Source organism: Pseudomonas sp. HMSC067G02, assembly GCF_001813485.1.
Classification (GTDB): domain Bacteria; phylum Pseudomonadota; class Gammaproteobacteria; order Pseudomonadales; family Pseudomonadaceae; genus Pseudomonas; species Pseudomonas aeruginosa.
The window spans coordinates 37,942-63,022 of record NZ_KV812640.1 but is presented as its reverse complement, the minus strand read 5'-3'; the positions used below and the strand labels follow the sequence as shown (position 1 = coordinate 63,022).

21 protein-coding genes are annotated in these 25,081 nt (G+C 68.2%); 2 read left to right on the top strand and 19 right to left on the bottom strand.

Translation table 11 applies throughout. The features are described 5' to 3' along the window. Nucleotides 1-3 precede the first annotated feature (3 nt). The 3 genes from HMPREF2914_RS07535 to HMPREF2914_RS07525 are packed head-to-tail and all read right to left on the bottom strand — an operon-like array spanning nt 4 to nt 3,572. Nucleotides 4-1,290, bottom strand: coding sequence for a dihydrolipoamide acetyltransferase family protein (locus HMPREF2914_RS07535; protein ID WP_023091802.1), 1,287 nt, complete (start codon nt 1,288-1,290; stop codon nt 4-6). Next, nucleotides 1,291-2,343, bottom strand: a complete 1,053-nt coding sequence (locus HMPREF2914_RS07530) for an alpha-ketoacid dehydrogenase subunit beta (protein ID WP_003089248.1) — start codon at nt 2,341-2,343, stop codon at nt 1,291-1,293. After that, a complete protein-coding gene (locus HMPREF2914_RS07525; protein WP_003111886.1) occupies nt 2,340-3,572 on the bottom strand; it encodes a 3-methyl-2-oxobutanoate dehydrogenase (2-methylpropanoyl-transferring) subunit alpha in 1,233 nt (410 codons plus the stop codon). Before HMPREF2914_RS07525 ends, HMPREF2914_RS07530 begins: the two co-directional genes overlap by 4 nt. Nucleotides 3,573-3,881: 309 nt before the next feature. Here HMPREF2914_RS07525 and HMPREF2914_RS07520 point away from each other — a divergent pair, with 309 nt between their 5' ends. Next, nucleotides 3,882-4,343, top strand: a complete 462-nt coding sequence (locus HMPREF2914_RS07520) for an Lrp/AsnC family transcriptional regulator (protein WP_003089245.1) — start codon at nt 3,882-3,884, stop codon at nt 4,341-4,343. A gap of 71 nt (nt 4,344-4,414) precedes the next feature. Continuing rightward, nucleotides 4,415-4,708, top strand: a complete 294-nt coding sequence (locus HMPREF2914_RS07515; protein ID WP_003113727.1) for an inner centromere protein — start codon at nt 4,415-4,417, stop codon at nt 4,706-4,708. Here HMPREF2914_RS07515 and HMPREF2914_RS07510 read toward each other — a convergent pair whose 3' ends face one another. From HMPREF2914_RS07510 to HMPREF2914_RS07435, 16 genes are all read right to left on the bottom strand, one after another. Beyond that, nucleotides 4,709-5,710: a DNA topoisomerase IB gene (locus tag HMPREF2914_RS07510; RefSeq protein ID WP_023091803.1), complete on the bottom strand. Its 1,002-nt coding sequence runs from the start codon at nt 5,708-5,710 to the stop codon at nt 4,709-4,711. Between the two features lie 55 nt (nt 5,711-5,765). After that, nucleotides 5,766-7,499, bottom strand: coding sequence for an FAD-dependent oxidoreductase (locus tag HMPREF2914_RS07505; protein ID WP_023091804.1), 1,734 nt, complete (start codon nt 7,497-7,499; stop codon nt 5,766-5,768). A 186-nt stretch (nt 7,500-7,685) separates the two neighbouring features. Next, nucleotides 7,686-8,753: an acyltransferase family protein gene (locus tag HMPREF2914_RS07500; RefSeq protein WP_003089238.1), complete on the bottom strand. Its 1,068-nt coding sequence runs from the start codon at nt 8,751-8,753 to the stop codon at nt 7,686-7,688. Between the two features lie 82 nt (nt 8,754-8,835). Next, nucleotides 8,836-10,245 carry a lipid II flippase MurJ gene (locus HMPREF2914_RS07495; RefSeq protein ID WP_023091805.1) on the bottom strand — a complete coding sequence of 470 codons (1,410 nt, stop codon included), beginning with the start codon at nt 10,243-10,245 and terminating at the stop codon, nt 8,836-8,838. A gap of 1 nt (nt 10,246) precedes the next feature. Further along, the gene (locus tag HMPREF2914_RS07490) at nt 10,247-11,683 is read right to left on the bottom strand and encodes a biofilm formation protein PslJ (protein ID WP_003111164.1); all 1,437 of its coding nucleotides are present in this window, start codon (nt 11,681-11,683) and stop codon (nt 10,247-10,249) included. Nucleotides 11,684-11,685: 2 nt separating this feature from the next. Then, nucleotides 11,686-12,789, bottom strand: a complete 1,104-nt coding sequence (locus HMPREF2914_RS07485; protein ID WP_003089232.1) for a glycosyltransferase family 4 protein — start codon at nt 12,787-12,789, stop codon at nt 11,686-11,688. Then, nucleotides 12,780-13,988 carry a glycosyltransferase family 4 protein gene (locus HMPREF2914_RS07480; protein ID WP_023091806.1) on the bottom strand — a complete coding sequence of 403 codons (1,209 nt, stop codon included), beginning with the start codon at nt 13,986-13,988 and terminating at the stop codon, nt 12,780-12,782. Before HMPREF2914_RS07480 ends, HMPREF2914_RS07485 begins: the two co-directional genes overlap by 10 nt. Nucleotides 13,989-13,996: 8 nt before the next feature. Beyond that, complete coding sequence (locus HMPREF2914_RS07475; RefSeq protein WP_003089230.1) at nt 13,997-15,325, bottom strand: glycoside hydrolase 5 family protein; 1,329 nt, start codon at nt 15,323-15,325, stop codon at nt 13,997-13,999. Continuing rightward, nucleotides 15,315-16,502, bottom strand: a complete 1,188-nt coding sequence (locus tag HMPREF2914_RS07470; RefSeq protein ID WP_003089229.1) for a glycosyltransferase family 4 protein — start codon at nt 16,500-16,502, stop codon at nt 15,315-15,317. Before HMPREF2914_RS07470 ends, HMPREF2914_RS07475 begins: the two co-directional genes overlap by 11 nt. Then, nucleotides 16,502-18,490, bottom strand: coding sequence for a GumC family protein (locus HMPREF2914_RS07465; RefSeq protein ID WP_003089228.1), 1,989 nt, complete (start codon nt 18,488-18,490; stop codon nt 16,502-16,504). Before HMPREF2914_RS07465 ends, HMPREF2914_RS07470 begins: the two co-directional genes overlap by 1 nt. Before the next feature lie 14 nt (nt 18,491-18,504). After that, nucleotides 18,505-19,275: a polysaccharide biosynthesis/export family protein gene (locus HMPREF2914_RS07460; protein ID WP_003089227.1), complete on the bottom strand. Its 771-nt coding sequence runs from the start codon at nt 19,273-19,275 to the stop codon at nt 18,505-18,507. 29 nt (nt 19,276-19,304) lie between these two features. Then, complete coding sequence (locus HMPREF2914_RS07455) at nt 19,305-20,216, bottom strand: glycosyltransferase family 2 protein (RefSeq protein WP_003089226.1); 912 nt, start codon at nt 20,214-20,216, stop codon at nt 19,305-19,307. Beyond that, nucleotides 20,216-21,682, bottom strand: a complete 1,467-nt coding sequence (locus HMPREF2914_RS07450) for a mannose-1-phosphate guanylyltransferase/mannose-6-phosphate isomerase (RefSeq protein WP_003089225.1) — start codon at nt 21,680-21,682, stop codon at nt 20,216-20,218. Before HMPREF2914_RS07450 ends, HMPREF2914_RS07455 begins: the two co-directional genes overlap by 1 nt. Continuing rightward, nucleotides 21,682-23,118 carry an undecaprenyl-phosphate glucose phosphotransferase gene (locus HMPREF2914_RS07445; protein ID WP_003111160.1) on the bottom strand — a complete coding sequence of 479 codons (1,437 nt, stop codon included), beginning with the start codon at nt 23,116-23,118 and terminating at the stop codon, nt 21,682-21,684. The genes HMPREF2914_RS07450 and HMPREF2914_RS07445 overlap by 1 nt, the downstream gene beginning before the upstream one ends. A 527-nt stretch (nt 23,119-23,645) precedes the next feature. Beyond that, nucleotides 23,646-24,242: a transglycosylase SLT domain-containing protein gene (locus HMPREF2914_RS07440; protein ID WP_023091807.1), complete on the bottom strand. Its 597-nt coding sequence runs from the start codon at nt 24,240-24,242 to the stop codon at nt 23,646-23,648. Nucleotides 24,243-24,360: 118 nt separating this feature from the next. Next, entirely contained in the window at nt 24,361-25,080 is a 720-nt protein-coding gene (locus HMPREF2914_RS07435) for an MOSC domain-containing protein (protein WP_023091808.1), read from the bottom strand. Nucleotide 25,081: the final 1 nt, after the last annotated feature.

Below are 25,081 nucleotides of genomic sequence, written 5' to 3'. Positions count from 1 at the left end.
CGCTTACTCCAGGAACAGGGTGGCGGGATGTTCGAGCAGGCCGCGCACGGCCTGGATGAAGGCCGCCGCGTCCATCCCGTCGACCACCCGGTGGTCGAAGGAGGAGGAGAGGTTCATCATCTTGCGCACGACGATGTTGCCGCCGACCACCATCGGTCGCTCGACGATGCGGTTGACGCCGACGATGGCCACCTCCGGATGGTTGATCACCGGTGTGCTGACGATCCCGCCGAGCGCGCCGAGGCTGCTCAGGGTGATGGTCGAGCCGGACAGCTCCTGGCGTTGCGCCTTGCCGCTGCGCGCGGCTTCGGCCAGGCGCGCCACTTCGCTGGCGTTGCCCCAGAGGTCGCGCGATTCGGCGTGGCGCAGCACCGGCACCATCAGGCCGTTGTCGCTCTGGGTGGCGATGCCGACGTGCACCGCGCCGTAGCGGGTGACCACCTCGGCCTCGTCGTCGTAGCGCGCGTTCAACTGCGGGAAGTCGCGCAGCGCCACGACCATGGCGCGGACCAGGAACGGCAGCAGGGTCAGCTTGCCGCGCTGGCCACCCCATTTCTGGTTGAGATGGGCGCGCAGGGCTTCCAGGTCGGTGACGTCGACTTCCTCGACATAGCTGAAATGCGGGATGCGTCGCTTGGCGTCCTGCATCTTCTGGGCGATCTTGCGACGCAGGCCGATCACCGGCACCGCCTGTTCGTCGTGTCGCTCGGCATACCCTTGCGCGGCGCCGCCGCTGCGCGCGACGCTGCCGTCCTGGGTCAGGTAGGCATCGAGGTCCTCGTGGAGGACGCGTCCGGCGGGACCGCTGCCCTGCACGAACTGCAACTCGATGCCCAGGTCGCGGGCGCGCTGGCGCACCGCGGGGGAGGCCAGCGGGCGTTCGCCGGGCTGGCGCCGCTGCCGTGGCGCCTCGCTGTCGCGCAAGGCGCGCGGCGCTTCGGCGGCGGCTTTCGGCGCCGCGGCCGGGGTCTCCTTGGGTTCCTCCGGGGTGGCGGCGACGGGCGCGGCCGGCGTCGCCGCGACCGGGCTCTCGGCGAGGTTGCCGGCGCCTTCCACCTCCAGGCGGATCAGTTCGCCGCCCACCGCCATCACCTGGCCCGGCTGGCCGCCGAGGGCGAGGATGCGTCCGGCCACCGGCGAGGGAATCTCCACCGTGGCCTTGTCGGTCATCACCTCGGCGAGGACCTGGTCTTCATTGACCGAATCGCCGACCTGGACATGCCACTCCACCAGTTCGACCTCGGCGATGCCTTCCCCGATGTCCGGCATCTTGATCACATGGGTACCCATTCAGACCTCCATCACACGCTTGAATGCCGCGCCGACGCGCGCGGGGCCGGGGAAATACGCCCACTCCTGGGCATGCGGGTAGGGGGTGTCCCAACCGGTGACGCGCTCGATCGGCGCCTCCAGGTGGTGGAAGCAGTGCTCCTGCACCAGCGACATCAGTTCGGCGCCGAACCCGCAGGTGCGGGTCGCCTCGTGGGCGATGACGCAGCGGCCGGTCTTCTTCACCGAGGCGACGATGGTTTCCAGGTCCAGCGGCCAGAGGCTGCGCAGGTCGATGATCTCGGCGTCCAGGCCGGTCTCGTCGGCCGCGGCCTGGGCCACGTAGACCATGGTGCCGTAGGTCAGCACGGTCAGCGCCGCGCCGGGGCGGACGATCGCCGCCTTGTCCAGCGGCACCTTGTAGTAGCCGTCCGGCACCTGGCTGGCCGGATGCTTGGACCAGGGCGTCACCGGGCGGTCGTGGTGGCCATCGAACGGGCCGTTGTAGAGGCGCTTGGGCTCGAGGAAGATCACCGGGTCGTCGTTCTCGATGCAGGCGATCAGCAGGCCCTTGGCGTCGTAGGGGTTGGACGGCATCACCGTGCGCAGGCCGCAGACCTGGGTGAACATCGCCTCCGGGCTCTGGCTGTGCGTCTGCCCGCCGTAGATGCCGCCGCCACAGGGCATGCGTACGGTCATCGGCACGATGAAGTCGCCGGCCGAGCGATAGCGCAGGCGCGCCGCCTCGGAGATCAACTGGTCGGAGGCCGGGTAGACGTAGTCGGCGAACTGGATCTCCACCACCGGGCGCAGGCCGTAGGCGCCCATGCCGACCGCGGCGCCGATGATGCCGCTCTCGGAGATCGGCGCATCGAACACCCGCGAGGTGCCGTATTTCTTCTGCAGGCCTTCGGTGCAGCGGAACACGCCGCCGAAGTAGCCGACGTCCTGGCCGAATACCACCACGTCGTCGTCGCGCTCGAGCATGATGTCCATCGCCGAGCGCAGCGCCTGGATCATGGTCATGCTGGTGACCGTCTGGGCGTTCTCGTGTTGCGGGTTCATGGCATTCATACCCCGAGCTCCTGGCGTTGCCGGCGCAGGTGCTCCGGCAGTTCTGCATAGACGTCCTCGAACATGCTGGCGGCGCTCGGCACCCGGCCGTCGATCAGGGTGCCATGGCTCTCCGCCTGTTTCTGCGCGGCCAGCACTTCGGCTTCGAGGGCCTTGTGGGTGGCTTCGTGCTGTTCCTCCGACCAGATGCCGAGGCCGATCATGTGCCGCTTCAGGCGGGCGATCGGGTCGCCCAGCGGGAAGTTGGTCCAGTCGTCGGCGGGGCGGTACTTGGACGGGTCGTCCGAAGTCGAGTGCGGGCCGGCGCGGTAGGTGACCCATTCGATCAGGCTCGGCCCGAGGTTGCGCCGGGCGCGCTCGGCGGCCCACTCGGAGGCGGCGTAGACCGCCAGGAAGTCATTGCCGTCGACCCGCAGCGAGGCGATCCCGCAGCCCACGCCACGGTTGGCGAAGGTGGTGCCTTCGCCGCCGGCGATGGCCTGGAAGGTGGAGATCGCCCACTGGTTGTTGACCACGTTGAGGATTACCGGCGCGCGGTAGACATGGGCGAAGGTGAGGGCGGTGTGGAAGTCCGACTCGGCGGTGGCGCCGTCGCCGATCCAGGCCGAGGCGATGCGCGTGTCGCCCTTGATCGCCGAGGCCATGCCCCAGCCGACCGCCTGGATGAACTGGGTGGCGAGGTTGCCGGAGATGGAGAAGAAACCGGCCTCCTTGCTCGAGTACATGATCGGTAGCTGGCGGCCCTTGAGCGGGTCGGCCTCGTTGGAGAGAAGCTGGCAGATCATGTCCACCAGCGGGTATTCGCGGGTGATCAGGATGCCTTGCTGGCGATAGGTCGGGAAGCACATGTCGCCGTCGCGCAGGGCCAGGGTGTGGGCGGTGGCGATGGCTTCCTCGCCGAGGCATTGCATATAGAAGGAAAGCTTTTTCTGCCGTTGCGCGGTGAGCATGCGCGCGTCGAACAGACGGGTCTTGAGCATCGCCCGCATGCCGCGCAGCAGTTGTTCGTTGCTGAGCTGCGGATTCCAGGGACCGACGGCGTGGCCGTCGTCGTCGAGCACGCGTACCAGGCTGTAGGCCAGGTCGCTGGTCTCGGCGGGCTCGACATCCACCGGCGGCTTGCGTACCTCGCCGGCGGGGGACAGGTGCAGATAGGAAAAGTCGGTCTTGCAGCCAGGACGCCCCGTGGGCTCCGGGACATGCAGACGCAACGGCTCGTAATCACTCATGACAGGCCTCCGGCCCGGTCCGGGCCAAACGGTTGGAGAGATCAGAAACGGGCGAACGGCGCTCGAAGCGGCGGACTGGGCGGATGGCGGGTTCCCGTCCTGTGGGTGGGGGCGGGTTGCAGGCATGCCGGGGTACGGCAGGCGCGGTCGTACTGGGTGACGTCACTCATGGTGAGGCCCTCGGGTTTTGTTTTTGTAATTTCAGTATAGGCTTCGGGTGCTAGTTTTTTGCTCCAAATTGACTAAGGTATTCCGACAGTATTGGGTTGTTTGAACTACAAGAATCGCTAACAAGAGAAACAACGCACCATGGCTGAACTCGACCGCATCGACCTGAAAATCCTCCGCGCCCTGGCCGACGACGGCCGCCTGAGCTGGCGCGATCTCGCCCAGAAGGTCGGCCTGTCGCTGACGCCGACGCTGCGCCGGGTACGCCGCCTGGAAGAGGAACACTACATCCAGGGCTACTTCGCCCGGCTCGACGAGGAGCGCCTGTCCGGGGCGATGAGCGTGTTCGTCTCGGTGTCCCTGGAAAAGCAGACCGGCGACTACCTCGCTCGCTTCGAGGAACGCATCGTCGATGCGCCGCAGGTCATGAGCTGTTTCCAGATGACCGGCGATGCGGACTACATGCTGCGGGTTGTGGTCAAGGATCTCGCCGCCTACCAGGCGTTCCTCACCAATACCCTGACCTGCATTCCCGGCGTGGCTGGCATCAAGTCGGCCTTCGCGCTGAAGTCGGTGATGCTGCGCTCGGCCCCGCCGCTCTGAGCATAGACCCTGTCTATCTGCGTAACGTTACGCTATTCTGATTGCGTAACGTTACGCAGATGGAGGCGTTCATGAAAGCCAGCAAACCCGGGCCCAAGCCGAGCGGCAAGGCCAAGTCGGCCGCCCAGCGGATGCGCGAATACCGCGCGCGCAAGGCCGAAGAGGCCCTCGGCGCCGAGCATTCCGACAAGGAGCGCGAGCGGCAGATCCGCCGTGAGGCGCGCGCCGAACTCGAACGCGTGAAGCTGGAGCAGCAGCGCCGCGAACACACCCTGCGCAAGGAACTGGAAGCCTGCCAGACCGAGATTGGCCGCCTGCTCGGCCTGCTGCGCCGGCACGGCATCGATCCGCACCCGGGCAACTGATCAGCCGGGCGTGTCGAGGAAGGCCAGCAGGGTCGCTTCCTCGGCACTCAGCCAGCGGCGCTTGCGGGCGCGCCTGAGCTGGCCCAGTTGCCCGGCCTGGTAGGCCTCGATGATCGCCGGGTGGATGTAGCATTGCCGGCAGATCGCCACGCTGTTGCCCAATTCGGCGGCGACCTCCGCCACCACCGCCCCGAGCCCGTCGGCTTCGGCACGCCGCAGGCGCTCCAGCGCCAGCGCGCTGCCGGCCCAGGTGCGGTAGTCCTTGGCGCTGAAATCCTCGCCGGTATGCCGGCGCAGGTACTCATTGATGTCGTGGGAGCCGATGCGGTGCGGCTGGCCGTCCTCGTCCAGGTACTGCAACAGGTCCTGGCCGGGCAATTCCAGGCAGCGCCGCAGCACCCGCGCCAGGCGCGGATGCTCCAGGCTGACGTCGTGCTCGATGCCGCTCTTGCCCTTGAAGCGGAACCGGATGCGACTGCCGTTCACGTCGACGTGCCGGGTACGCAGGGTGGTCAGGCCGTAGGAGCGGTTGTCGCGGGCGTAGCGGTGGTTGCCGACGCGGATCAGGGTGGCGTCGAGCAGCGCAACCGCCAGGGCCACCACCTTGTCGCGACCGAGGCCGGGCAGGCGCAACTGGGCGTCGATGTGCCGGCGCAGCCCCGGCAGCGCCTGGCCGAAGCGCAGCAGGCGCTCGTACTTGTCGGCATCGCGTACCTCGCGCCAGCGCGGGTGGTAGCGGTACTGCTTGCGCCCACGGGCGTCGCGGCCGGTGGCCTGGAGATGGCCGTTGGGGTCGGGACAGATCCAGACCTCGCGATAGGCCGGCGGAATGGCCAGCTTGTCCAGCCGGCGGATTTCCTCGGCGTCGCCGATGCGCTGGCCGTTGGCGTCGAAATAGACGAAGCGCTTGCCCTGCCGGCGTCGACGGATGCCCGGCTGGCGGTCGTCGACGTAGCAGAGGCCGGCGGGCAGGGCGGGGATCTCCGGTGGCGCTGCGCTCATGCTTGGGTTCCGAAGGAAAGCTTGCCTGTTTAGGCCGCTGCGCCCGTTGGAACGTTCAACCGCGCTGCGCTTGCTCCTGCTCGTAGCCGATGGCGCCGGCGATGTGGCGTCCGGCGATGTAGCCGAAGGTCAGCGCCGGTCCCAGGTTGATGCCGCCGGCGGGATAGTGGCCGGCGAACAGACTCGCCATGTCCGCGCCCGCCGCGTACAGGCCGGGGATCGGCTGGCCGCCGCCGTCCAGCACGCGGGCCTGGGCGTCGGTCTTCAGCCCGGCGAAGGTACCGAAGCAGCCGGGCTCGACCTGCACCGCGTAGTACGGTCCGCGTTCGATGGGGGCGACGCAGGGATTCGGCCCCGGATACGCCGGGTCGCCCTGCTTGCGGTTGAATGCCGTGCCGCCGCGGCCGAACTCTGGGTCGCGGCCCTCGCGGGCGTGGCGGTTGTATTCGGCGACGGTGGCGGCCAGGCCGGACGGGTCGATGCCGCAGCTCCTTGCCAACTGATCCAGGCTGGCCCCGCGCTTGAGATAGCCGCTGCGCAGGTGCGCGGTGATCGGCAGCGGCGCCGGACGCACGTAGCCGAGGCCGTAGCGGCGCAGGAAGCGCCGGTCGCAGACCAGCCAGGAGCGTGCCGGCTGCCCGGGCGGGGTGGCCTCGAGCAGGGCGGCGACATAGTCGTGGTAACCGTGGGCCTCATTGACGAAGCGCCTGCCGTTGGCCAGCACGCCGATCACCCCGGGCTTGCCGCGCTCGATGATGTGCGGGAAGTGCCCGGTCTCGCCATCGCCGTGGGGAACTCGCGAGACCGGCGCCCAGGCGATCGGCGAGCGCAGGTCGTCGGCCACCCGGCCGCCGGCGCTTTCCCCCAGGCGCAAGCCGTCGCCGTTGCAGCCCGGCGGCGGCAGCGGCAGCAGGGTGTCCAGGGTAGGGGCCAGCGCGGCGCGGCGCTGCGGATCATGGGGAAAGCCGCCGCAGGCCAGGACCACGGCGCCTGCCTCGATGCGCAGGAGTCCCTCGGCGCTCTCGACCAGCGCGCCGACCACCTTGCCGTCACGCAGCAGCAGTTCGCGGGCTGGCGCCGATTCGATCAGGCGCACACCCAGGGCTTCGGCGGACTTGGCCAGGCGCGCTACCAGAGCCACGCCATTGACCAGGTGCATGGCGCGACCGTAGCGCAGCAGGTGCCAGAGGTGGCTGGAAAAGCGCCGGGCGACATGCAGGAAGGCCGGCAGCGAGCGGGTCAGGTCGAGGAAGGCGGCGAGGTCGGCGCCGGCCATGATCGGCATGCCCATGAACGAGGTCTCCCGCAGGGTCTTGCGCAGGCGCGGCAGCAGCGGGCCCAGTTGCCGTGCGTCATAGGGCGCGGCGACCAGCTGGTGGCCGCCCTCGGCGGCGCCCGGCGTGTCGCCATGCATGTCCGGGATGCCGTTGCCGTCGACGAACCGCAGGTGGGTGTGACGCTCGAAGAAGGCCACCATGTGCGGGCAGGCTTCGAGGAAGGCGTCGATCCGCGCGGCGTCGTAACGCTCGCCCAGTTCGTGGCGCAGGTAGGTACGCGGTTGCTCGATGTCCTCCTCGATACCGGCGCGACGCGCCAGCGGGTTGCGCGGCAACCAGGCCCAGCCGCCGGACCAGGCGCTGGCGCCGCCGAACACCGGGTCCTTCTCCACCAGGACTACCCGGCGCCCGTGCCAGGCCGCGGTTACCGCCGCCGCCAGCCCGGCGGCGCCGGAGCCGACGACCAGCACGTCACAGGTCAGCGGGGTGGTCTCGACGGCCGCAGAGGTCATGGCTTCTCCCTTTTTCAAGATTTCGGAACGATGTTCCATATTCTAGGGAGGCAATGCCCGCCTACCAACCCGCTCAGCGAAAGGAGCGGGCGATCATCGGCCAGGTCGAAGCGAGGTCGGCCGCCCGGTAGGGAAAAGGGAGACGGGAGGGGAAAGGCCCGGCGCAGGCGCACCGGGCCGAGGGCGTCAGCGCGCTTCGCCGCCGCCCTGGACCGCGGCGGCCTTCTTGCGCACCGGGAAGGGGAAGTAGAGGGCGCGCAGCAGCGCGACGCGCTTGATCACTTCGCCGATCAGCAGCGAGACGATCACCGAGATCACCAGGGCGACGCTGGCAGCGGCCGGTTCCGACAGGCCCAGGTGGACCAGCAGGTTGAAGGTCTTGTGCTGGATCTCGCCGTGGAAGATCAGCAGGATCAGGGTCGACTGGCCGATGTAGGTCATCGCCTTGCCCAGCCAGTCGATCTTCATCATCAGCCCGGACAGCGCCCAGCACAGGTAGACGCCGCTCACCGCCTGGACGGTGGCCCAGAACCAGTGATCGTAGCGGCGCTGCGCCATGTCCACCACCGTCGGGTAGTAGAGGAAGCTGGCGGTGGTCACGGCAAGGGCGATGCACAGGGTCAGCAACGAACTCTGGTGGCGACGCAGGACGTCGCGCAGGACATAGCCGAACATGAAGTGGGCGCTGCTGATCAGGGTGATGTCCAGGCTGAACGGCAGGCCCGGCAGCAGGTACTGTTCGCCGCCGAACTCCACCGGGATCTGCCAGAACGTCTTGAGGAACAGGATGCCCAGGCCCAGTTGCACGGCCAGCAGCACGCAACTGGCGGCGAGGGACAGGCCGAGACGCTGGATGACGCGCAGCATGAACCAGGCGAACAGGGTCGCTACCCAGAAGTGCGGCAGGTACCAGAGCGCCTGCCAGGGCAGGGTGTCGACCGAGGCGTACAGCACTCCGCCGATGTCCGGCAGCAGCGGCTGGCCGCGCAGCAGGTCGCGGAGGATGACGTAGCCGAGCATGGTCACGAAGAACGGCTTGAGCAGGGCGTCGGCCTTGCGCAGGGCCATCTCGCCGAAGGGTTGCTCGGTCCTGAAGAACACCCCGGAAATGAAGAAGAACAGTGGCAGGATGAACGGAGAGAGCAACGGATAGAGCACGGTCGGCGAACTGGCGACGAACCAGCTGTGCCCGAAGACGATGATCAGGATGCCCACGCCGCGGGTCACATCCATCTGAATCCAGCGTTTTTTCACTTTGCAACTCCCGCTTGACGCGCTAACTCACAGTGGTTGTTCGAAGGCCCCCAGGGCCAGGCTCCCTACCCGGAGCCATGGGTCAATCGGTGCGCCAGGGCCGCAGCCAGAGCGCCATGCCGAGCAGCGCCAGGCAGCCGGCGACGGTGCCCAGGCCCAGTTGCAGCCAGATACCGTCGATGCGGAACAGCAGGCCGGCGGCGAGCGCCATGGCCAGGGCGCTCAGTAGCCACAGCCGGGCCCAGGGCAGGGCGCCGAGCAGGGCCTGGCGACGCATCAGCAGCAGCGCGGTGCAGAGCACCCCGCCAAGGGCCGCGAGGGGAATCCCCGGCAGTCCGAAAATCAACGGCAGGACCGCCAGCAGCGCGGCGTTCAGCGCGCTGCCGAGCAGCTCGCAGCGCAGTGGCAGGCGAGTATCGCCGGCGGCGTAGGCGTAACGCGCCAGCAAGGCGTTCCAGGCGCCGAACACCAGTGGCACGGCGAACCAGGCCAGCAGCGCCGGCAACGGCGAGCCGGCGGTCTGCTGCGGCAGCAACAGGGCCACCAGGCCGGGTGCGGCAGCGACCAGCCCGACCCCGGCCGGCAGGGTCAGCAGGCTGGCGGTCTCCAGGCCGCGGCGAAGCAGGGCCAGGCGCTCGCCACCCTGGCGTCGGCTCATCATGCCGAGCAACACCTGGTTGAGGCTCATCAGGGCGATCAGCGGCAGGTTCATCAGCTTGCGCGCCAGGTTGACCCAGGTCACCGCGCCTTCGCCGAGCAGCGACGCCACCAGCCGCTCAACCAGCGCCAGGCCCTGGCTGGCGGCGTTGCTCAGCAACAGCGGAGCGATGCGCCCGCCAAGCTCGCCCAGTTCGACGCCGGACAGGCGCCAGTGCCAGGGCCGCCAGCCCTCGATCCATAGCGAAGGCAGCAGCACCAGCGGCATCAGCAGGCTGCCGAGCAGGCAGGCCAGGGCCAGTTGTTCGGGCTGGCTGGCCTGGCCGTGCAAGGCCAGGTAGAGCACCGGCGGCAGGTTGAACAGCAGCGAGCCGAGCCCAGCCAGGACGAAACGCTCGGCGGCCTGCAGGGGGATGCTGAACAGCGCATGGAGCATCAGCCCCGGCACGCACCAGGCGAGGATCCGCAAGTTGGCCGCGGCCTGGGCGCTGGCCGTCTCGGCCAGGCCCGGGCCGAGCAAGCGCACCAGCCAGGGCGCCGCCGCCAGCAGCAGGAGGCTGAGCGCCACGGCGATACCGAGCAGCGCCGGGAGGATCGCCGCCAGCCAGTCGAGGCGACGTTCGCCCTGGCGTTCGAGGAACAGTGGCAGGGCCGCCGCGCTGAGCACGCCGCCGGCCAGCGACATGCGCAGGGCCTCGGGCAGGAACAGGGCGATGAGGAAGGCGTCGCTGCGCTCGCCGGCGCCCCAGGAGGCCACCAGCAGCCATTCGCGGGCGAAGCCCAGGCACAGGCCGAGCAGGGTAGCCAGGGTCAGCCAGAAGGCGGAGCCGAGCATCTCAGGCCTCGGCCCCGCGCTCGAGCTGTCGCTTGAGCTTGCGATAACCCACCGCCCGCGGTTGCGGCTGGCGTTCCGGGAACAGCCGGCGGGCTTCCAGCAGGTTGATCCCGACCAGCAGCCAGAACAGGCCGATCATCACCACGGCGAAGCTGAAGTAGTGGTCGAACAGGCCGCTGACCAGCGCCGCCAGGATGCCGCCTGTGCTGCCCAGCCAGATCGCGTTGTCGCGGGTCAGGCGGATCGGGCCTTTCTCCGGACGGGCTTCGCGCCACCAGCGCCAGGTCACCGCGATGAACAGCAGCATGCCGCCGAGGCCGACCTTGTACATGAAGTTCAGCCACAAGTTGGAGATGCCCAGGAGGTCGGTGCCCGGCACCGGCGGATCGACCTTGAAGCCGATTCCCAGCGGATAGCGGGCGACGGCCTTGGGGAACATCCGGTATTCGTCGAAGCGCACCTCGGTACTGGCGTTCTGCGGCGAGAAGATGGTCGCCAGGCGTTCCTGCAACGGCGGGTAGCTGAGCACCAGGACCACCACCAGGCCGACCCCGAGCAACAGCAGGCGGCCGGTGTAGGGCACCTTGCGCAGGGACATCCAGAACAGCACCACCGCCAGGCTGAGCATCGCCCCGCGGGAACTGGCGAGGAGGATCGCGGCGGCGCCGAGGACCGCCACGGCGAGGCCCAGGCCGCGCCGCCAGCCCTGGTTGGCGACCCCGTAGCAGAACGCCAGGGGCAGCAGCAGGGCCATGATCCCGCCGGTGGCGTTGGGGTGCATCCATGGCGAGCCCATTCGCGAGGAAAGCGCCTCCAGGCCGAACTTGAGGGTGTCCAGGTTGGCGTAGTTGAACATCGCCAGGATCGGCGCCATCCCCGACGCCGAGCGGTAGCGGATGAACACCGCGATGGACATCAGCAGCATCGCCAGGGTGCCCAGCAGCAGGGCGATGACCAGTGTCTCGCGGTTCTTGCGCTCCACCAGCAGGCGTCCGGCGAGGAACACGATGGACAGGTTGAGCAGCCAGCGCAGCCAGTTCGACAGGCCGCTGGCCTCGGCCTTGATGCTGACCTGGCCGACCACGAACGGCAGCACGGTGAACAGCATCAGCCACAGCAGCATGCGCTCGGTGGAGCGGTAGCGCAGCGTCGGCGCCGGCGGCAGGCGCGAGAGGAAGATGTGCCAGAGCACCGCGCCCCAGGTCAGGGCGAGGATCGCTTCGCTGACCGTCGAACGGATCCCCACGTTGACCGTGGAGTAGGGCATGAAGGTCGCCACCAGGGCGAACAGCAGCAGCCCCCAGAACGGGAAGCGCAGGATGGTGACCGCGGCCGCCAGGCCGACCATGGCGGCGCCGGCCTTGGCCGGGCTGAGCATCAGCAGCGCTCCGCCGAAGGCCAGGCCGAAGACGACAGCGACGAGGTTTCCCAACGACATTCTCAACTCAGTTCCTCGATCAGTGCGGCCAGCCGTTGCCGGTAGGCTTCGCGGTTGAAGCGCGCGGCCCAGGCGATGAGTTCTTCCGCCGAGGCTTCGCGCGGCGCATCGGCCAGGCGCAGCATCAGGCGTTCCAGGGCGGCGCCGTCGCTGGGCGAGAAGCGCGGCGCCGACGGCGGGGTGACTTCGTCCAGCGAGGTGCCGCTGGCCACCGCCACCGGCGTGCCGACGCTCAGCGCCTCGACCACCGGCAGGCCGAAGCCTTCCGCGTAGGACGGTTGCCAGAGCCGCTCGGCCTGGCGGTACAGCGCGTGCAGTTCGGCGTCGTCGAGCCCGCCGAGCGCGTGCAGGCCGGGCAAGCCGCGTTGTTCCTCGGGCAGGTGGTCGAGGCTGCCGACCAGCACCAGCGGCGGCACGCCGGGCGCCTGGGCGCGCGCCCGGGCCCAGGCGCTGACGAACCAGGGCACGTTCTTGCGCAGTTCGCGGGTACCCACCAGCAGCCAGTAGCGTGGCGGCAGGCCGCGTGCCGAGAGGTCGGCGGGTTCGCCGGCGAAGCCGTCGACCTGGTTGGGCAGCACCCGGACTTTCCCGGCGACCCCGGGAAACAGCCGCACAGCCTCGTCGGCGCTGTACTGCGAAGGGGTCCAGACACGGTCGGCGACACGCAGCGCATAGGCGATCGACAGGTAGTCGCTGACTCGATAGACCAGCGCCTTCAGGCGGTTGGCGTGGTAGTTCTTCAGGGTGATCTGGAACAGGTCGTGGATCAGCAGCGCATAGCGCACGCCCGGCGGACGCGGCGGTAGCGGCAGGCCCATGTTGAAGGTGCTGATGTACAGGTCGATGTCCTGCTCGCGCAAGGCGCGTGGGAGGAACCCGGCTTCGAAGCGCAGGCGCTGGTGCGGCTGGTGCATCGCGGTGCGCGGACAGCCCCACGGCGGGCAGACCGCCCGCTGGCGCAGCGGGTCGTCGAGAGGGGCCACGGTGAAGCGGGTCACCTGCGTGCCGGGCAGGCTTTCCAGGGCCTGCTCCATGGCATAGACCTGGCGGCTGATGCCCGAGTGCGGCGAGCTGCCGACGGTGCGGTAGTCGAGTCCTATGCGCATGCCGGCGCTCCTTCGGCGAGGCCGGCGTAGACCTGTTCCAGTTGGCTGGCGGCGACGCTCCAGTCGTGCGCGCGGCGCGCGTAGGCGCGGCCGTTCTCGCCCAGCACGCGGGCCCGCGCCGGGTCCTGCAACAGGCGCACTACGGCGTTGGCGAGCTGCTCGGCGGTTTCGCCGCCCAGGTAGTCCTCGCCGTCCCGCAGTTCCAGGCCGGAAACGCCCTGCGCGGTACTCGCCAGCGGCAGTCCGGCGGCCAGGGCCTCGAGCACCTTCAGCTTCGAACCGCCGCCATGGCGCAGCGCGGCGAGGAACACCGAACTGCTCGATTGCAGTTGCAGCAGGTCGGGAACGAAGCCTTGCCATTCGATGCGCGGATCGCTCCAGCGTTGCGCCCAGTCCGCCGGCAGCGCATAGCCGCAGACGCTCATGCGCGCCTCGGGGCAGTGTGCCCAGACCCGCGGCAGGATCTCGTCGAGCATCCATTCCACGGCATCGACGTTCGGTGCGTATTCGTAGTTGCCGAGGAACAGCACGCGCTGCGCTTCGGGCGTCGGCCGGGCGGCGGCGAAGTGCTCGCAGTCGACCCCGTTGACCACCACTGGCACCGGGCGCCCGAGCATCGCGCCGAGCTGCCGCGCATCTTTCTCGGTCACGGCGACGACCGCTGCCGCCTGGCTCATCACCCGGCGTTCCCAGCGGCGGTAACGCCACTGGTCGTAGCGCACGAAGGGCAGCGCCCAGCCCGGCAGGCGGTCGTAGGTGGCGGCACCGAGGGACGACTCGACGTTGTGCTCGGTGAGCACGAACGGCTGGCCGGCGTCGCGCAGCGGTCGCTCGTAGGGCTGGAAGCTATAGCTGTGCTCGACCTGGACCACGTCCCAGGGCTCGCGCAGCAACTCCGTGGCGGTGCGTTGCAGCTCCGCCGACAGGCCGTTGACGCTGGCCAGCAGCGGGTAGGGCGCGAACAGCGCGGCGAGCAGCGTGGAGAGGCTGCGCAGCGGTCGGCGCGGCAGCACGACCAGGCGTTCGAGGAAGGGCTCCAGGGCCCGGCGGTCCTCGGCGCTCACCGGCTGCTTGCTGTGCAGCAGCACGGTGATCCGGTGGCCGCGTGCCGCGAGGCTGCGCAGCAGGTGGTACTGGCGGGTCTTGCCGCCGCTGGTGGTGGGCCAGGGCGAGTAGGGCAGGATCCAGAGAATACGCATGGGTGGCTTCACTCCCAGACCAGCATCTGCAGGCTGGACTTCACCGGGACTTCCAGGCCGTCGCTGCCGCTCAAGGGCGTGACCTTGCCGCTGAGCGGATCGTGCAGGGTGGCCTCCTTGAGCTTCGGCAGGCGCACGTTGCCGCCGCGGGCCGACCAGAACAGCCAGACGTTGCGACCGTCCTCGCGGGTCCAGCCGATGCTGAAGGAACCGTCGGGCAGGTCCTCGGTGACCGGCGGGTCGGCCGGGCGCAGCTTCGGCCCGGTGACCTTGAGGAAGCGTTGCAGGGCCAGGTAGACCGGCTTGGGGTTGGCGTCCAGGTCGAGCAGGCCGTAGTCGCGGTCGCGCACGCTGGCGCGCTGGTCGAGATCGCTGAGGGTGAAGAGGAAGATCCGGTCGTAGTCCAGCGCACTCATCAGCGCCAGGCGGCGCAGCACGTAGTCGGCCTGGCCTTCGACGCCGATGATGTCCTGCAACTCCTTCGGTCCCTTGTAGGCCGACCAGCCCCACTCGGTGCTCCAGATCGCCGGCACGCCGGCGTTGCGCAGGGCGCGGTTGATCTGGTTGGCGTGGGAGACGAAGTCCAGGTTCCACGGGTAGTTGCCTTCCGGCAACTGGGTATAGGGATGGTAGGTGGCGATGGTGCCGAGGCTCTCCACGCCCAGGTGGCCGAGGGCATCGAACATGGTGCGGCCGTCGGGCATCTCGCTGAAGAAGGCCATGCCGGCGGAAACCACCGGCTTCTCCGGGTCGACCATGCGCAGGGCGATGGTGCTGGCCTGGAGCAGCTTGGCGTAGCCTTCCGGGTCCGCCTTGGGCCGCCAGAAGCCGATCAGGTTGGGCTCGTTCCATACCTGCCAGGCGGCCACGCTCGGGTAGCGCTGCGAGAGCATCGCCATGCGCCGGGCGAAGACTTCCGGGTCGCGCGGCGGATACTGGTCCTGGAAGGGCGAGTAGAACGGCGCGGTGGTGATGAAGCGGGCCGAACCGACCAGGTAGAACACCGACTTCAGCTGGCGCGCCTCGAGATCCTTGACCAACTGGTCGAGGGAGGCCAGTTGGTACTGGTCCTCGGCGGTTTCCAGGCGGTCCCAGTGCAGGTCCAGGCGCACCCACTCCAGCCCCAGGTCCTGCAGGCGGTCGATCTGCTTGTTGTAGCGCTCCGGGCTGAACCAGAGGAACTGCGCGTTGACCCCGAGGAAGTCTTTCCAGACCACCGCGCGAGGCGCCTTCAGTACCTGGATCTCGGCGTCCGCGGGACGCCCCCAGAACACCAGCAGCAGTACCACGGCGAGCAGCAGCGCGCTGCCGCCCAGATAGAGTCCCTTACGTGCCATGAACGGTTCCCACCATGTCGTTGAACAGTGCCTGGAAGCGCAGCGCGGTGCGCGGCCAGGTCCGCGCATGGCCGATCGCTCCGGCGCGCTCGGCCCAGGCCTGTGCCAGGCGGGGTTCGCGAGCGAGGTTCAACAACTGTTCGGAGAGGGCTGCCACGTCTCCCTGAGGGTAGATGGCGCCGTTGCCGCTGGCGACTTCCTCGGCGAAGGCGCGAGCGTCCGAGGTGATCGCGCCGCGCCCGCAGGCTGCCGCCCAGGACAGGGCGCCGCTGGTGCCGCGCTGCTGGCCGAGCAGACCGAGTTTCTTCGACTCGCGGTACGGCAGGACCATCACGTGGTGGGCCTGGATGGTACGTGGGATGTCCGCGGCGGCCAGGTTCAGGTTCCAGTCGATGGCATCGGCCAGGCCAAGCTCGGCGATCTGTGCCTTCAACTGGTCGAGGTAGTTGCCGCCGGCGCCGAAGGCCATTTCCGCGGCGGTGCCGCCGGCCAGGGTCAGGCGCACGCGCTGGCGCATCTCCGGCGCGCTGGCGAACAGGTCGGCGAGGGCCTCGAGCAGGTCCTCGATGCCTTTGCCGCGATAGATGAATCCGAAGTACAGCAGGCGCAGGGTGTCCAGCGACGGCAGCGGCACCGTGGCGATCTCCAGGTTGCCGTGGTTGATCACCTCGACCCGCCCGGGCGGCAGGCGCATCCGCCGGGCCAGGCACTCGCCGCCCAGGCCGGTGAGGGTCACCAGGCGCGTCAGGCCCTGGGCCACGGCACGCTCTTCGCGCAGGGTCAGCGGGTCGGCGAGCACCACGGCGGCCTGGGGCAGGGGAGAGGGCAGGCGTTCCAGCAGGTTCAGCGGCCAGGGCAGGCGCTCGCGGCGCCAGACCATGCGCTCCGGATCGTGCACGGTGGCGCTCAGCGGCAGGCGCGGGAAGCGCTTGCGCAGCTCGCGCAGGGCGATGAACTCACCCAGGCGGCCGCCGCCGAGTTCGGCATGGACCAGGTCGAAGGCGTTCCAGTCGACGCTGTCCAGCCGGCTGGCGATATTCGCGCTGTCGGCCGCCACGCCGGCGAGCGGCGTGGCTACTTCGATGCCGAGACCCTGCAGGGCGTTGCGGAAATGACTGGCGTAGTCGGCGATGCCATTCTTTTCCGGCGGCAGGGGCGCGAGGAGGGCGATCCGCATCAGAACGCGCTCCGGTAGCGGGCGATGGTCTGCAGGACCTTGCTCGGCACCTCGAAGCGGCGCCGGTTGATGATGATCCCGTCGACCTTGCCGAACGCCGTGGTGAGGATGGTCAGCGCATGCTCGACCACCGGCACGGTGCTCTTCTGCGCCTCCACCACCAGGGCGATCAGGTCGGCGCGGCGCAGGGCGATGAAGGCCTCGCGACTGTCCAGCAGGGCCGGCGCGTCGAGCAATACCACTTCGCCCGGCTGGGCCGGCTCGCCGCCGACCCGCACGCGCACGCCGTTTTCCTCCAGCAGGCGGCGCAGTTGCTCGATGATGAAGGTCACGCCTTCACCGTGGCGCGCCGAGGTCAGGCCCAGGGTCAGGCCCTTTTCCTCGATGCGCGCGTAGGGCAGCAGCCCGTACAGCCGGTAGATGCTGGCGGTGAAGGCGTTGCTGCTCTCCGCAGTGCTGTTGCTCAGCTCCGGCAGGGTGGTCCACAGCGGCAGGCCGAATTTCTCCTCGACCAGGCCGCCGTCGTGGATGCGCTGGTCGAGCAGGTAGCAGAGATAGACCACCAGCAGGCCGACGGCGAGGCCGAAGGGCACGGCGAGGAACAGCATCAGCAGGGTTTTCGGGAAGATCCGCCCGGGGTTGTAGGTGGCCTCCTCGATCACCGAGATGTTGCTGATCTGGCTCTTGTCCAGTTCACGGTCGATCCGCGATTTCTCCAGGCTGTCGACGTACAGCGCGTAGTTGCGCTCGGTGGCGTTCAGCTCGCGCTGCAGGCGCGCCAGGGTCGGCTCGATGTCCAGCGCTTCGCGCCGTTGCGCCTCGAGTTCGGCGAGCTGCTTTTCCTGCTCCGCGAGCTGGGTGCGCAGGGCCGCGTTGTTGCTGGTCTCGTCCAGCAGGACCCGTTCCAGGTGAGTGGTCAGGGTGTTCGGCGCGCGGTCCTCGGAACTCTGCACGGTGGCGCCTTCGTCCTGGACTTCCTTCTCCAGGGCACGGATCGAGGCGTCCAGGGCCTTCACCGGCGGGGCGTCGTCGGTGTAGGTGCGCATCATGTCGGCGCGTTCCAGGCGCTTCTGGTTGAGCAGCCGGCGCAGGTCCTGTTGCGCCGGGTTCAGCGCGATCTGCCGCACCGTGACGATCTCCCTGGGCAGCCCCTTGAGTTGCTGGCGGGTGGATTCCAGGGCGCTGTCGGAGGAGGCGATCAGGCGGATCGAGTTGAAACGCTCGCCGCGCAGCACGTTGATCCGCTCGGACAGGTCCTGCAGGCGGTCCTCGATGCTGGATGCGCCGATCTCGTTGAGGTGCTTGAGGATCTGCGCCTTGTAGCTCTTGATCTGTGCCGCGCTGTCGGCGGTCTGCGCCTCGTAGAAGGCGTACAGGCTCTTGCGGCCGAGCGCCTGGGTGCGCTCTTCCATGTAGATCTCGATCCAGGCCTTGACCACTTCCTGGGCGACTTCCGGCTCGCTCCAGGTGAAGCTGATCTCCATCACCGTCGAGCCGGCCGCATGGGTGACCTCGAATTTCTTCTCCAGGTCCTTGGCCAGGCGCTCGACCGCGGTGGTTTCCTCGATCACGCCGAAGGTTTCCAGGGTCACGCGAATCCCGTCGAACACCGCGCCGATGGCCTTCTTCACATAGAACTTGGTGCGCTTCCACAGGCCCTCCGGCGGCGGCCGGTTGGCCAGCACCTCGAGGTAGCGCTCGGCCACCTGGCGGACGATCGGCCGGCCGGTGAGCAGGCGTTCTTCGTCGACGATAGGGTCGCGCTGGGTGCTCGGCATCACCAGTGCCTGGCGGTTGCTGATCTCGATCGGCAGGGTCGAGTCACGACCCGGCTTGACCAGCAGGCGTGCGTTGGACTCGTACTTGGCCGGCAGCAGGAAGGCGCCGAGGACGATGATCACCACCGCGCTGAGGGCCGCCAGCTTGAACTCGCGCTGGTAGATGAACAGCAGGCGCAACAGATCACGCAAGGAACGAATTTCTATCATGGCGATGTCGCTCCTCAGCGATCGTTGTTGACGGTGTAGCTGACGCCGACGCCGATGGACTTGGCGAAGGGCAGCAACTGGTTCAGGTAGACGTCGACGCCCTCGATACGGTCGCCGACCATCGACTTGGGCACGAAGACGATGTCGCCACGCTGCATGGCCAGGGGCTTGCGGCCTTCCGGCCCGATCTTCATCAACTGGCTGAAGTCGAGGAAGTAGGCGTGGTAGCGGCCTTCCGAGTCCTCGCGCATGAGCGCCACGCGGCGGGCGTCGCCCACCGGCAGGATGCCGCCGGCGCCGAGGATCGCCTGCTCCATGTTGTTGGCGGCGGGGATCGGCACGGCCGACGGGTTGCGCACCGCGCCGCCGACGAACACCGTGTTGCCCGGCGCCTGGTTGATGTTCACCGTGACCCGTGGCTCGCGGTAGATCGGCGCGAGCTTGGTGGTCAGCTCGTTGGCGATTTCCTGCGGCGTGCGGTGCGCGGCCTGGATGCGACCGATGAACGGATAGTAGATGCTGCCGTCGTTGAGCACGGTGTACAGCGTCAGTTCGTAAATGGTGGCGACGTTGAACGCCGAGAGGGTCGGCATCTCACCGGCATCGCGGACGATCCGCAGGGTGTCCCCGACGCGCACCCGCTCCATCGCCGGCGGTAGCCTGGCGAGTTCTTCCAGGGCACGCTTGCCGCTGTCCACGGTGTCGCTGTCCGGTGCGGGAATCCGTGCGGGGGTGTTGCATGCGGCCAGGGCGAGCATGGCGAGCATGAGGAGGGTGCGTTTCATGAGGGAGCACTTCCTGTAGGTCATGATGTTCACTTCCAGTAGCCTGGAAACATGCTGATGCGGCGCTTGAGGGCGACCGGCAGGTGGCGTTCCAACTGGCCAAGGCGGTAGCCGAGCAGCTTGAACGCGCTACGCAGCGCTATTTCAGGTACGCGATATAGGGCACCGGCGGCACGCAAGGCCTGTATCTCGGCGAGGACATAGCGCTTGCCCTCGCCACCCGCGCCGCCGAAGGCGGCACGTATCCAACGCTCGCGGCCGTAGAACACGCCGATGTCGAAATAGCGGCGGAACTCTTCCAGCAAGCGGTAATCGTGGGAATGGTAGACCTCGGCGCTGGCCGCGTAGCGCACCGCGTAGCCGGCCTGCAGCAGGCGCGCGGCGACGTAGGCGTCCTCGCTGCCGATGACGTCTTCGGGGAAGCCGCCGACGGCCGCCAGGGCGTCGCTGCGGTAGGCGGAGAACGAGTCGGAACTGAAGCAGGTCTTGATCCCCAGTTCCGAGGCGTCGGCCAGGCGCTTGCTGCGGCTTTCCGGCGGGTAGTTGAAGCGCCGCGCCTGGGCGCCGAGCAGGCCGGCGCCGGGGTGCGGCAACTGGCGGCCGTAGGCCACGCCGATGTCGGCCTCGGCATAGAGTTCGTCGAGCAGGTTGGCGAAACTGTCGGGCGAGGCGGGAATGGCGTCCTGGGTCAGGTAGATCAGCGCGTCGGCCTCGACCTGCTGGCTGGCCCAGCGCCGCGTCCCGCCGTGGTTGAAGCTGGCCGGCTCGATGACCTCGACCCGCGCGCCGAAGGCGCGGAAGCGCTCCACCGTGTCGTCGCTGGAGCGGCTGTCCACCACCAGGATGCTGTCCGGCTGCCGCCGTTGCGCGGCCAGGGCCGGCAGCAGCCGGTCCAGGTGCGCGCCGGCGTTGCGCGTGGGAATGACCAGGGCGCAGCGCATCAGGCTTTCTTCTCGTCGCTGGCGGGGGCGCGACCGTAGATGTCGTTGAAGCGGACGATGTCGTCCTCGCCGAGGTACTCGCCGCTCTGTACCTCGATCATCACCAGGTCGATGATCCCCGGGTTGCTCAGGCGGTGGCTATGCCCGGCGGGGATGAAGGTGGATTCGTTGGTGTTGAGGAGAAACTCGCGCTCGCCATTCTCCACCAGCGCCATGCCGCTGACCACGATCCAGTGCTCGCTGCGATGGTGGTGCATCTGCAACGACAGCGAAGCCTTGGGGCGCACCACGATGCGCTTGATCTTGAAGCGGCGGCCTTCCTCGAGCACGGTGTAGGTGCCCCAGGGCCGGCTGACCGTGCGGTGCAGGCGGAAGGCGTCGTGGCCGCGACGCTTGAGTTCCTGGGCGACGAACTTGACGTCCTGGCTGCGCGCCGCGTCGGCCACCAGCAGGGCGTCGGGGGTGTCGACGATGATCAGGTCGTGCACGCCGACGGCGCCGACCAGGCGCTTCGGCGAATCGATGTAGCAGTTGCTGACGTCGTGCAGCACGCTCTCGCCGCGTACCTGGTTGCCGTTCTCGTCCGCCGCGCTGAGTTCGCGCAGCGCCTGCCAGGAGCCGATGTCGCTCCAGCCGATGGAGCAGGGCACCACGGCGACCTTGTCCGAGCGCTCCATCAGCGCGTAGTCGACGGAGATGTCCGGCGCCTCGGCGAAGGCCCCGGCGGCCAGCTCGCGCTGGCGGCACTGGCCGTTCTCCAGGCTGCTGCCGTCGGCCAGGGCGGCGCGGGCGGCGATCAGCACCTCCGGCGCGTGGCGCTCCAGTTCCTGCAACACGGTGGCGGCCTGGAAGCAGAACATGCCGGCATTCCACAGGTACTTGCCGCTGTCCAGGTAGGACTGGGCGGTGGCCTGGTCGGGTTTCTCGACGAAGCGCGCGACCCGGAAGCCGTTGCCCAGCGGGGCGCCCTGTTCGATATAGCCGAAGCCGGTCTCGGCGCGCTCCGGGGTGATGCCGAAGGTCACCAGGTAGCCCTGCGCCGCGAGTTCGCGAGCCTCGGCCACCGCCGCGGCGAAGGCCTGCTCGTCGCGGATCAGGTGGTCGGCGGGAAGGATCAGCAACTGCGCCTGGTCGCCGAAGTGCTCCTGCACATGCAGCGCGGCGGCGGCGATGGCCGGCGCGGTATTGCGTCCCACCGGCTCCAGCAGCAGGTCCTGGGCCAGGCCGCTGCGGTTGACCGCGCGGTAGTCGTCCAGGGTGCGGAACAGCAGGTCGCGGTTGGTCACCGTGAGCAGGCGGGCGACGTCCGGCAGCCCGGCGATACGCAGGAAGGTCTTCTGCAACAGGCTCTGGTCATCGGCCAGGCGCATGAAGGGTTTCGGCATGCTCTCCCGGGAAACCGGCCACAGGCGGGTCCCGGAACCGCCGGAAACGATGCAGGGGATCAGCGGGGCGACGGCGTTCATCAGTAGACTTCCTTGGTCAGGAGTACGGCTGGCACCGTACGGAACAGGATGTAGAGGTCGAACCACACCGACCACTTGGCGATGTATTCGAGGTCGTATTCCACGCGTTTCTTGATCTTGTGCAGGGTGTCGGTCTCACCGCGGTAGCCGTTGATCTGCGCCCAGCCGGTGATGCCGGGCTTGACCCGGTGGCGCGAGCTGTATTCGCTGACCGCCTCCTCGAAGGGAATGCCGGCGGCCTTGGTCGCGGTGGCGTGGGGGCGCGGGCCGACCATCGACATGCTGCCGGCGAGCACGTTGAACAGCTGCGGCAGCTCGTCGATGCTGGTCTTGCGGATGAAGCGGCCGACCCGGGTGATGCGGTCGTCGTCGCGGGTGGTCTGGCGTTCGGCGTTGGCGTCGGTCCTTTCCGTGTACATCGAGCGGAACTTGAAGACCCAGATCAGCCGGTTGTTGTAGCCGTAGCGTTTCTGCCGGAACAGCACCGGCCCCTTGGAGTCGAGCCTGATCGCCAGGGCCACCAGGGCCATCAGCGGGGCGAAGAGGACCAGCGCGATGCTCGCCAGGACCAGGTCCTCGCAGCGCTTGATCAGCGGCGACCAGCCGCGCAGCGGCAGCTCGGACGCGTTGAACATGGGGATCCCGGAGACATCGACGATGCGGTTGTGGGCGTGCCGGAAGGCAGCCATGTCCGGCACCAGCAGGACGTTCACCGGCAATTGCCGCAGGCGATGGACGATGGCACCGATGCGCCCCTCGGCGAACCAGGGCAGGGCGACCAGCACCTGGTCGACCTGTTCCTGGCGGATCAGTTTCTCCAGGTCCTTGGTGTTGCCCAGCAGCGGCAGCGAGTTGTAGTTCTCCGGAACCCGCTCGGAGCGGTCGTCGATGAAGCCGATGATGCCGGAGCGGATGTCGTGGTTGCGTACCAGGTATTCGGCCAGGTGCATGCCGCTCTCGGTGAAGCCGAGGATCACCGTGCGTTGCAGGTACATGCCGCGTTTCATCCAGGCCCGGTACAGGCGCAGCACCAGCAGGCGCTGCACGCCGAACAGCAGCAGGCTGCCGGTGAACCAGAAGATCACCAGCTTGCTGCTGAGGTAGGGAAACAGGCCCAGGCCCTGGTACATGAACAACAGCAGGCAGAACGCCGAGGCCCAGGCGAAGAACATGATGCGGAAGCGCAGGCGGTTGCTGAAGATATCGTCGGAGTAGACGTCCAGTGCCTGGAACATGATCACCGTGAGCGCGCCGAAGAACAGCAGCAGCCCGAGCATGTTGCTGCGCAGCTCCACGGGAACCAGGCCGGGGTAGTACAGCAGGAACAGCGCCGGGGCGATGGCGGTGAGCGCGTGTACCAGCTTGGTCGCGACCAGGAAGTACTCGATGAATCCAGCCCGTGTCAGCGACAGGCTATCTACCGACTTCGAATGCATGTTGTTTGCTCTGCCGATCACGGGCAGTCCATTGAGTGGATAGGGAAGAGCAAGGCGGTGAAGCGTCAATTTAGTGACTATTTTTCATTTGCCACGCGGTTTAGTCATTTTCCCGTCGAATAGGTTCATTCGTCGATAGTGGCTTTGTGATAGCTATCTTAGCATTCCCAGGGAAATATCCGTAGTCTGGGTAAGTTTTTTTAGTCAATTTATTGACGTATTTCTGGCGCCAAACTTTTATCCAAACAGTAGACGAGGAAATCTGACGCTGCCAATCCGCGAGCGCTCTGGCCTGGGAAGCGAAGCGGGGTGAAAGGTGAGGGCAGGCCGCTCGGCCAGGTGGCCAGCCGCCGGTTCGACGACCCGCCTGTCCACTGGCGCTGCGGGCTGCCTGGGCAGGATGCGCCTGCGGTTCCATGACGCAGGATGGCCGTTCGAGCGTGCCGATCCGGCTTGGGGCCGTCTTGGCGGACGCTACCCTCGTCGAAGGCGGAAGAGGTTCGAGCCCGCGGCGTGCGCGGACCGGGCTACCAGAACCAGCCGCCGCGCGACAGTTCCTGCTGGCAACTGCGGTACTGGGCGCCGAACAGAGAGGCTCGGGACTGGACCTTCTGCGAGACGTTCTTCAGCCATGGCTTGGCGTCGTAGCTGCGGTTGCGGTAGCCGCCCCAGCCCTCGTGGTAGTTCAGGTACTGGCCGTAGGCGTCCCACTTGGAGACGCCATTGACCCGTTGGCTCTTCTGGATGTACCAGCCCATGAAGTCCAGGGCGTCGGCGAAGTCGTCGCGGCTGGCGCCCCAGCCGCCGGTCTCGCGCTTGTAGTCGGCCCAGGTCTCGTCCTTGGCCTGGGCGTAGCCGTAGGCGGAACTTACCCGGCCCCAGGGGATGAAACCGAGGAAGTAGTAGCGCGGCGGCAGGGCGTCGTGCTTGAAGGACGATTCCTGGTACATCATCGCCATCGGCACCTGGACCGGCGCGCCCCAGCGCTGCTGCATCTTCAGCGCCGCCTCGTGCCATTTCGGTTTTTCGCGGAAGATCTCGCAGAGGTTGTCGGGATTGGCGGGGGGCTTGGTGGCGCAGCCGGCAAGAGCCAGGAGCAGGGCCGGCATCGAGAGCCGCAGCATGAAAGGGGTCCTTTGGCAGACGTCTGGGTCGCTTAACGCTGGCGCTTTATACCCGCTTTCCGGCACTCCATGCATCCCCAGGCCGATTCCCTGCCTGCGGGGGGCGGTCGGCGCTTCCTCAGGTCGGCCTGGGCGTCTCGGCCTGGCCGGGGGCTCCCTCCAGGCGCGGCCCCCAGTCCTCGACCTGGCCTTTTTCCAGGCGCCGCTCCAGGGTGCGCCGCCAGGATGGCGTCAGCGGCAGCGCCAGGCACTGGCGCAGCAGCTCGGCGTCGGCCCGCCTGTCGAACAGCACCTCGGACAGGCGCAACAGCGACCAGTCCGGATGGCGCCGTTCGACCAGTTGCAGGATATCGCCAGCCGCCACCACGCCTTCCTCCAGCACCCGGTAGTACCAGCCGGTGCGCCCGGACTCCTGCACCCTCAGGGACATCCCGGCGACCTCGAAGCGGTCGTTGAGTTTCCAGCAGGGCATGCGCCCCTGGGACACCTCCAGCAGCGCGGTGCCGGCCCGCACTCGGTCGCCGAGGCAGACGTCGGCTTCGCTCCAGCCGCTGGTGCTGAAGTTCTCGCCGAAGGCGCCCGCCTGCATCAGCAGGGGGTGTTCGCCCAGTTCGGCGATCCAGGCGGCGTAGTGTTCGCGTGGGTAATGGTGGATCGCTTTCTCGACGCCGCCATGGACGCGCAGGTCGCCCTGTTCGTCACCCTCCAGGCCGACAGGGGTGACCCTGAGCGCACCGTCGCGCGGAGACTTGACGATGCCGCTGCGCGAGCCGGGGCGGGTGAAGGGCCGGGCGCGGCCGGTGAGAAGGGCATCCAGGGGTAGGGCAGGCAGGGGCATG

Coding starts and splice junctions, on each gene's coding strand:
- HMPREF2914_RS07530 (WP_003089248.1), bottom strand. CDS start 2,343: ATGAATGCCATGAACCCGCAACACGAGAACGCCCAGACGGTCACCAGC.
- HMPREF2914_RS07510 (WP_023091803.1), bottom strand. CDS start 5,710: ATGAGCGCAGCGCCACCGGAGATCCCCGCCCTGCCCGCCGGCCTCTGC.
- HMPREF2914_RS07525 (WP_003111886.1), bottom strand. CDS start 3,572: ATGAGTGATTACGAGCCGTTGCGTCTGCATGTCCCGGAGCCCACGGGG.
- HMPREF2914_RS07480 (WP_023091806.1), bottom strand. CDS start 13,988: ATGCGTATTCTCTGGATCCTGCCCTACTCGCCCTGGCCCACCACCAGC.
- HMPREF2914_RS07465 (WP_003089228.1), bottom strand. CDS start 18,490: ATGATAGAAATTCGTTCCTTGCGTGATCTGTTGCGCCTGCTGTTCATC.
- HMPREF2914_RS07460 (WP_003089227.1), bottom strand. CDS start 19,275: ATGAAACGCACCCTCCTCATGCTCGCCATGCTCGCCCTGGCCGCATGC.
- HMPREF2914_RS07450 (WP_003089225.1), bottom strand. CDS start 21,682: ATGAACGCCGTCGCCCCGCTGATCCCCTGCATCGTTTCCGGCGGTTCC.
- HMPREF2914_RS07535 (WP_023091802.1), bottom strand. CDS start 1,290: ATGGGTACCCATGTGATCAAGATGCCGGACATCGGGGAAGGCATCGCC.
- HMPREF2914_RS07455 (WP_003089226.1), bottom strand. CDS start 20,216: ATGCGCTGCGCCCTGGTCATTCCCACGCGCAACGCCGGCGCGCACCTG.
- HMPREF2914_RS07435 (WP_023091808.1), bottom strand. CDS start 25,080: ATGCCCCTGCCTGCCCTACCCCTGGATGCCCTTCTCACCGGCCGCGCC.
- HMPREF2914_RS07520 (WP_003089245.1), top strand. CDS start 3,882: ATGGCTGAACTCGACCGCATCGACCTGAAAATCCTCCGCGCCCTGGCC.
- HMPREF2914_RS07490 (WP_003111164.1), bottom strand. CDS start 11,683: ATGTCGTTGGGAAACCTCGTCGCTGTCGTCTTCGGCCTGGCCTTCGGC.
- HMPREF2914_RS07445 (WP_003111160.1), bottom strand. CDS start 23,118: ATGCATTCGAAGTCGGTAGATAGCCTGTCGCTGACACGGGCTGGATTC.
- HMPREF2914_RS07495 (WP_023091805.1), bottom strand. CDS start 10,245: ATGCTCGGCTCCGCCTTCTGGCTGACCCTGGCTACCCTGCTCGGCCTG.
- HMPREF2914_RS07515 (WP_003113727.1), top strand. CDS start 4,415: ATGAAAGCCAGCAAACCCGGGCCCAAGCCGAGCGGCAAGGCCAAGTCG.
- HMPREF2914_RS07485 (WP_003089232.1), bottom strand. CDS start 12,789: ATGCGCATAGGACTCGACTACCGCACCGTCGGCAGCTCGCCGCACTCG.
- HMPREF2914_RS07505 (WP_023091804.1), bottom strand. CDS start 7,499: ATGACCTCTGCGGCCGTCGAGACCACCCCGCTGACCTGTGACGTGCTG.
- HMPREF2914_RS07475 (WP_003089230.1), bottom strand. CDS start 15,325: ATGGCACGTAAGGGACTCTATCTGGGCGGCAGCGCGCTGCTGCTCGCC.
- HMPREF2914_RS07470 (WP_003089229.1), bottom strand. CDS start 16,502: ATGCGGATCGCCCTCCTCGCGCCCCTGCCGCCGGAAAAGAATGGCATC.
- HMPREF2914_RS07440 (WP_023091807.1), bottom strand. CDS start 24,242: ATGCTGCGGCTCTCGATGCCGGCCCTGCTCCTGGCTCTTGCCGGCTGC.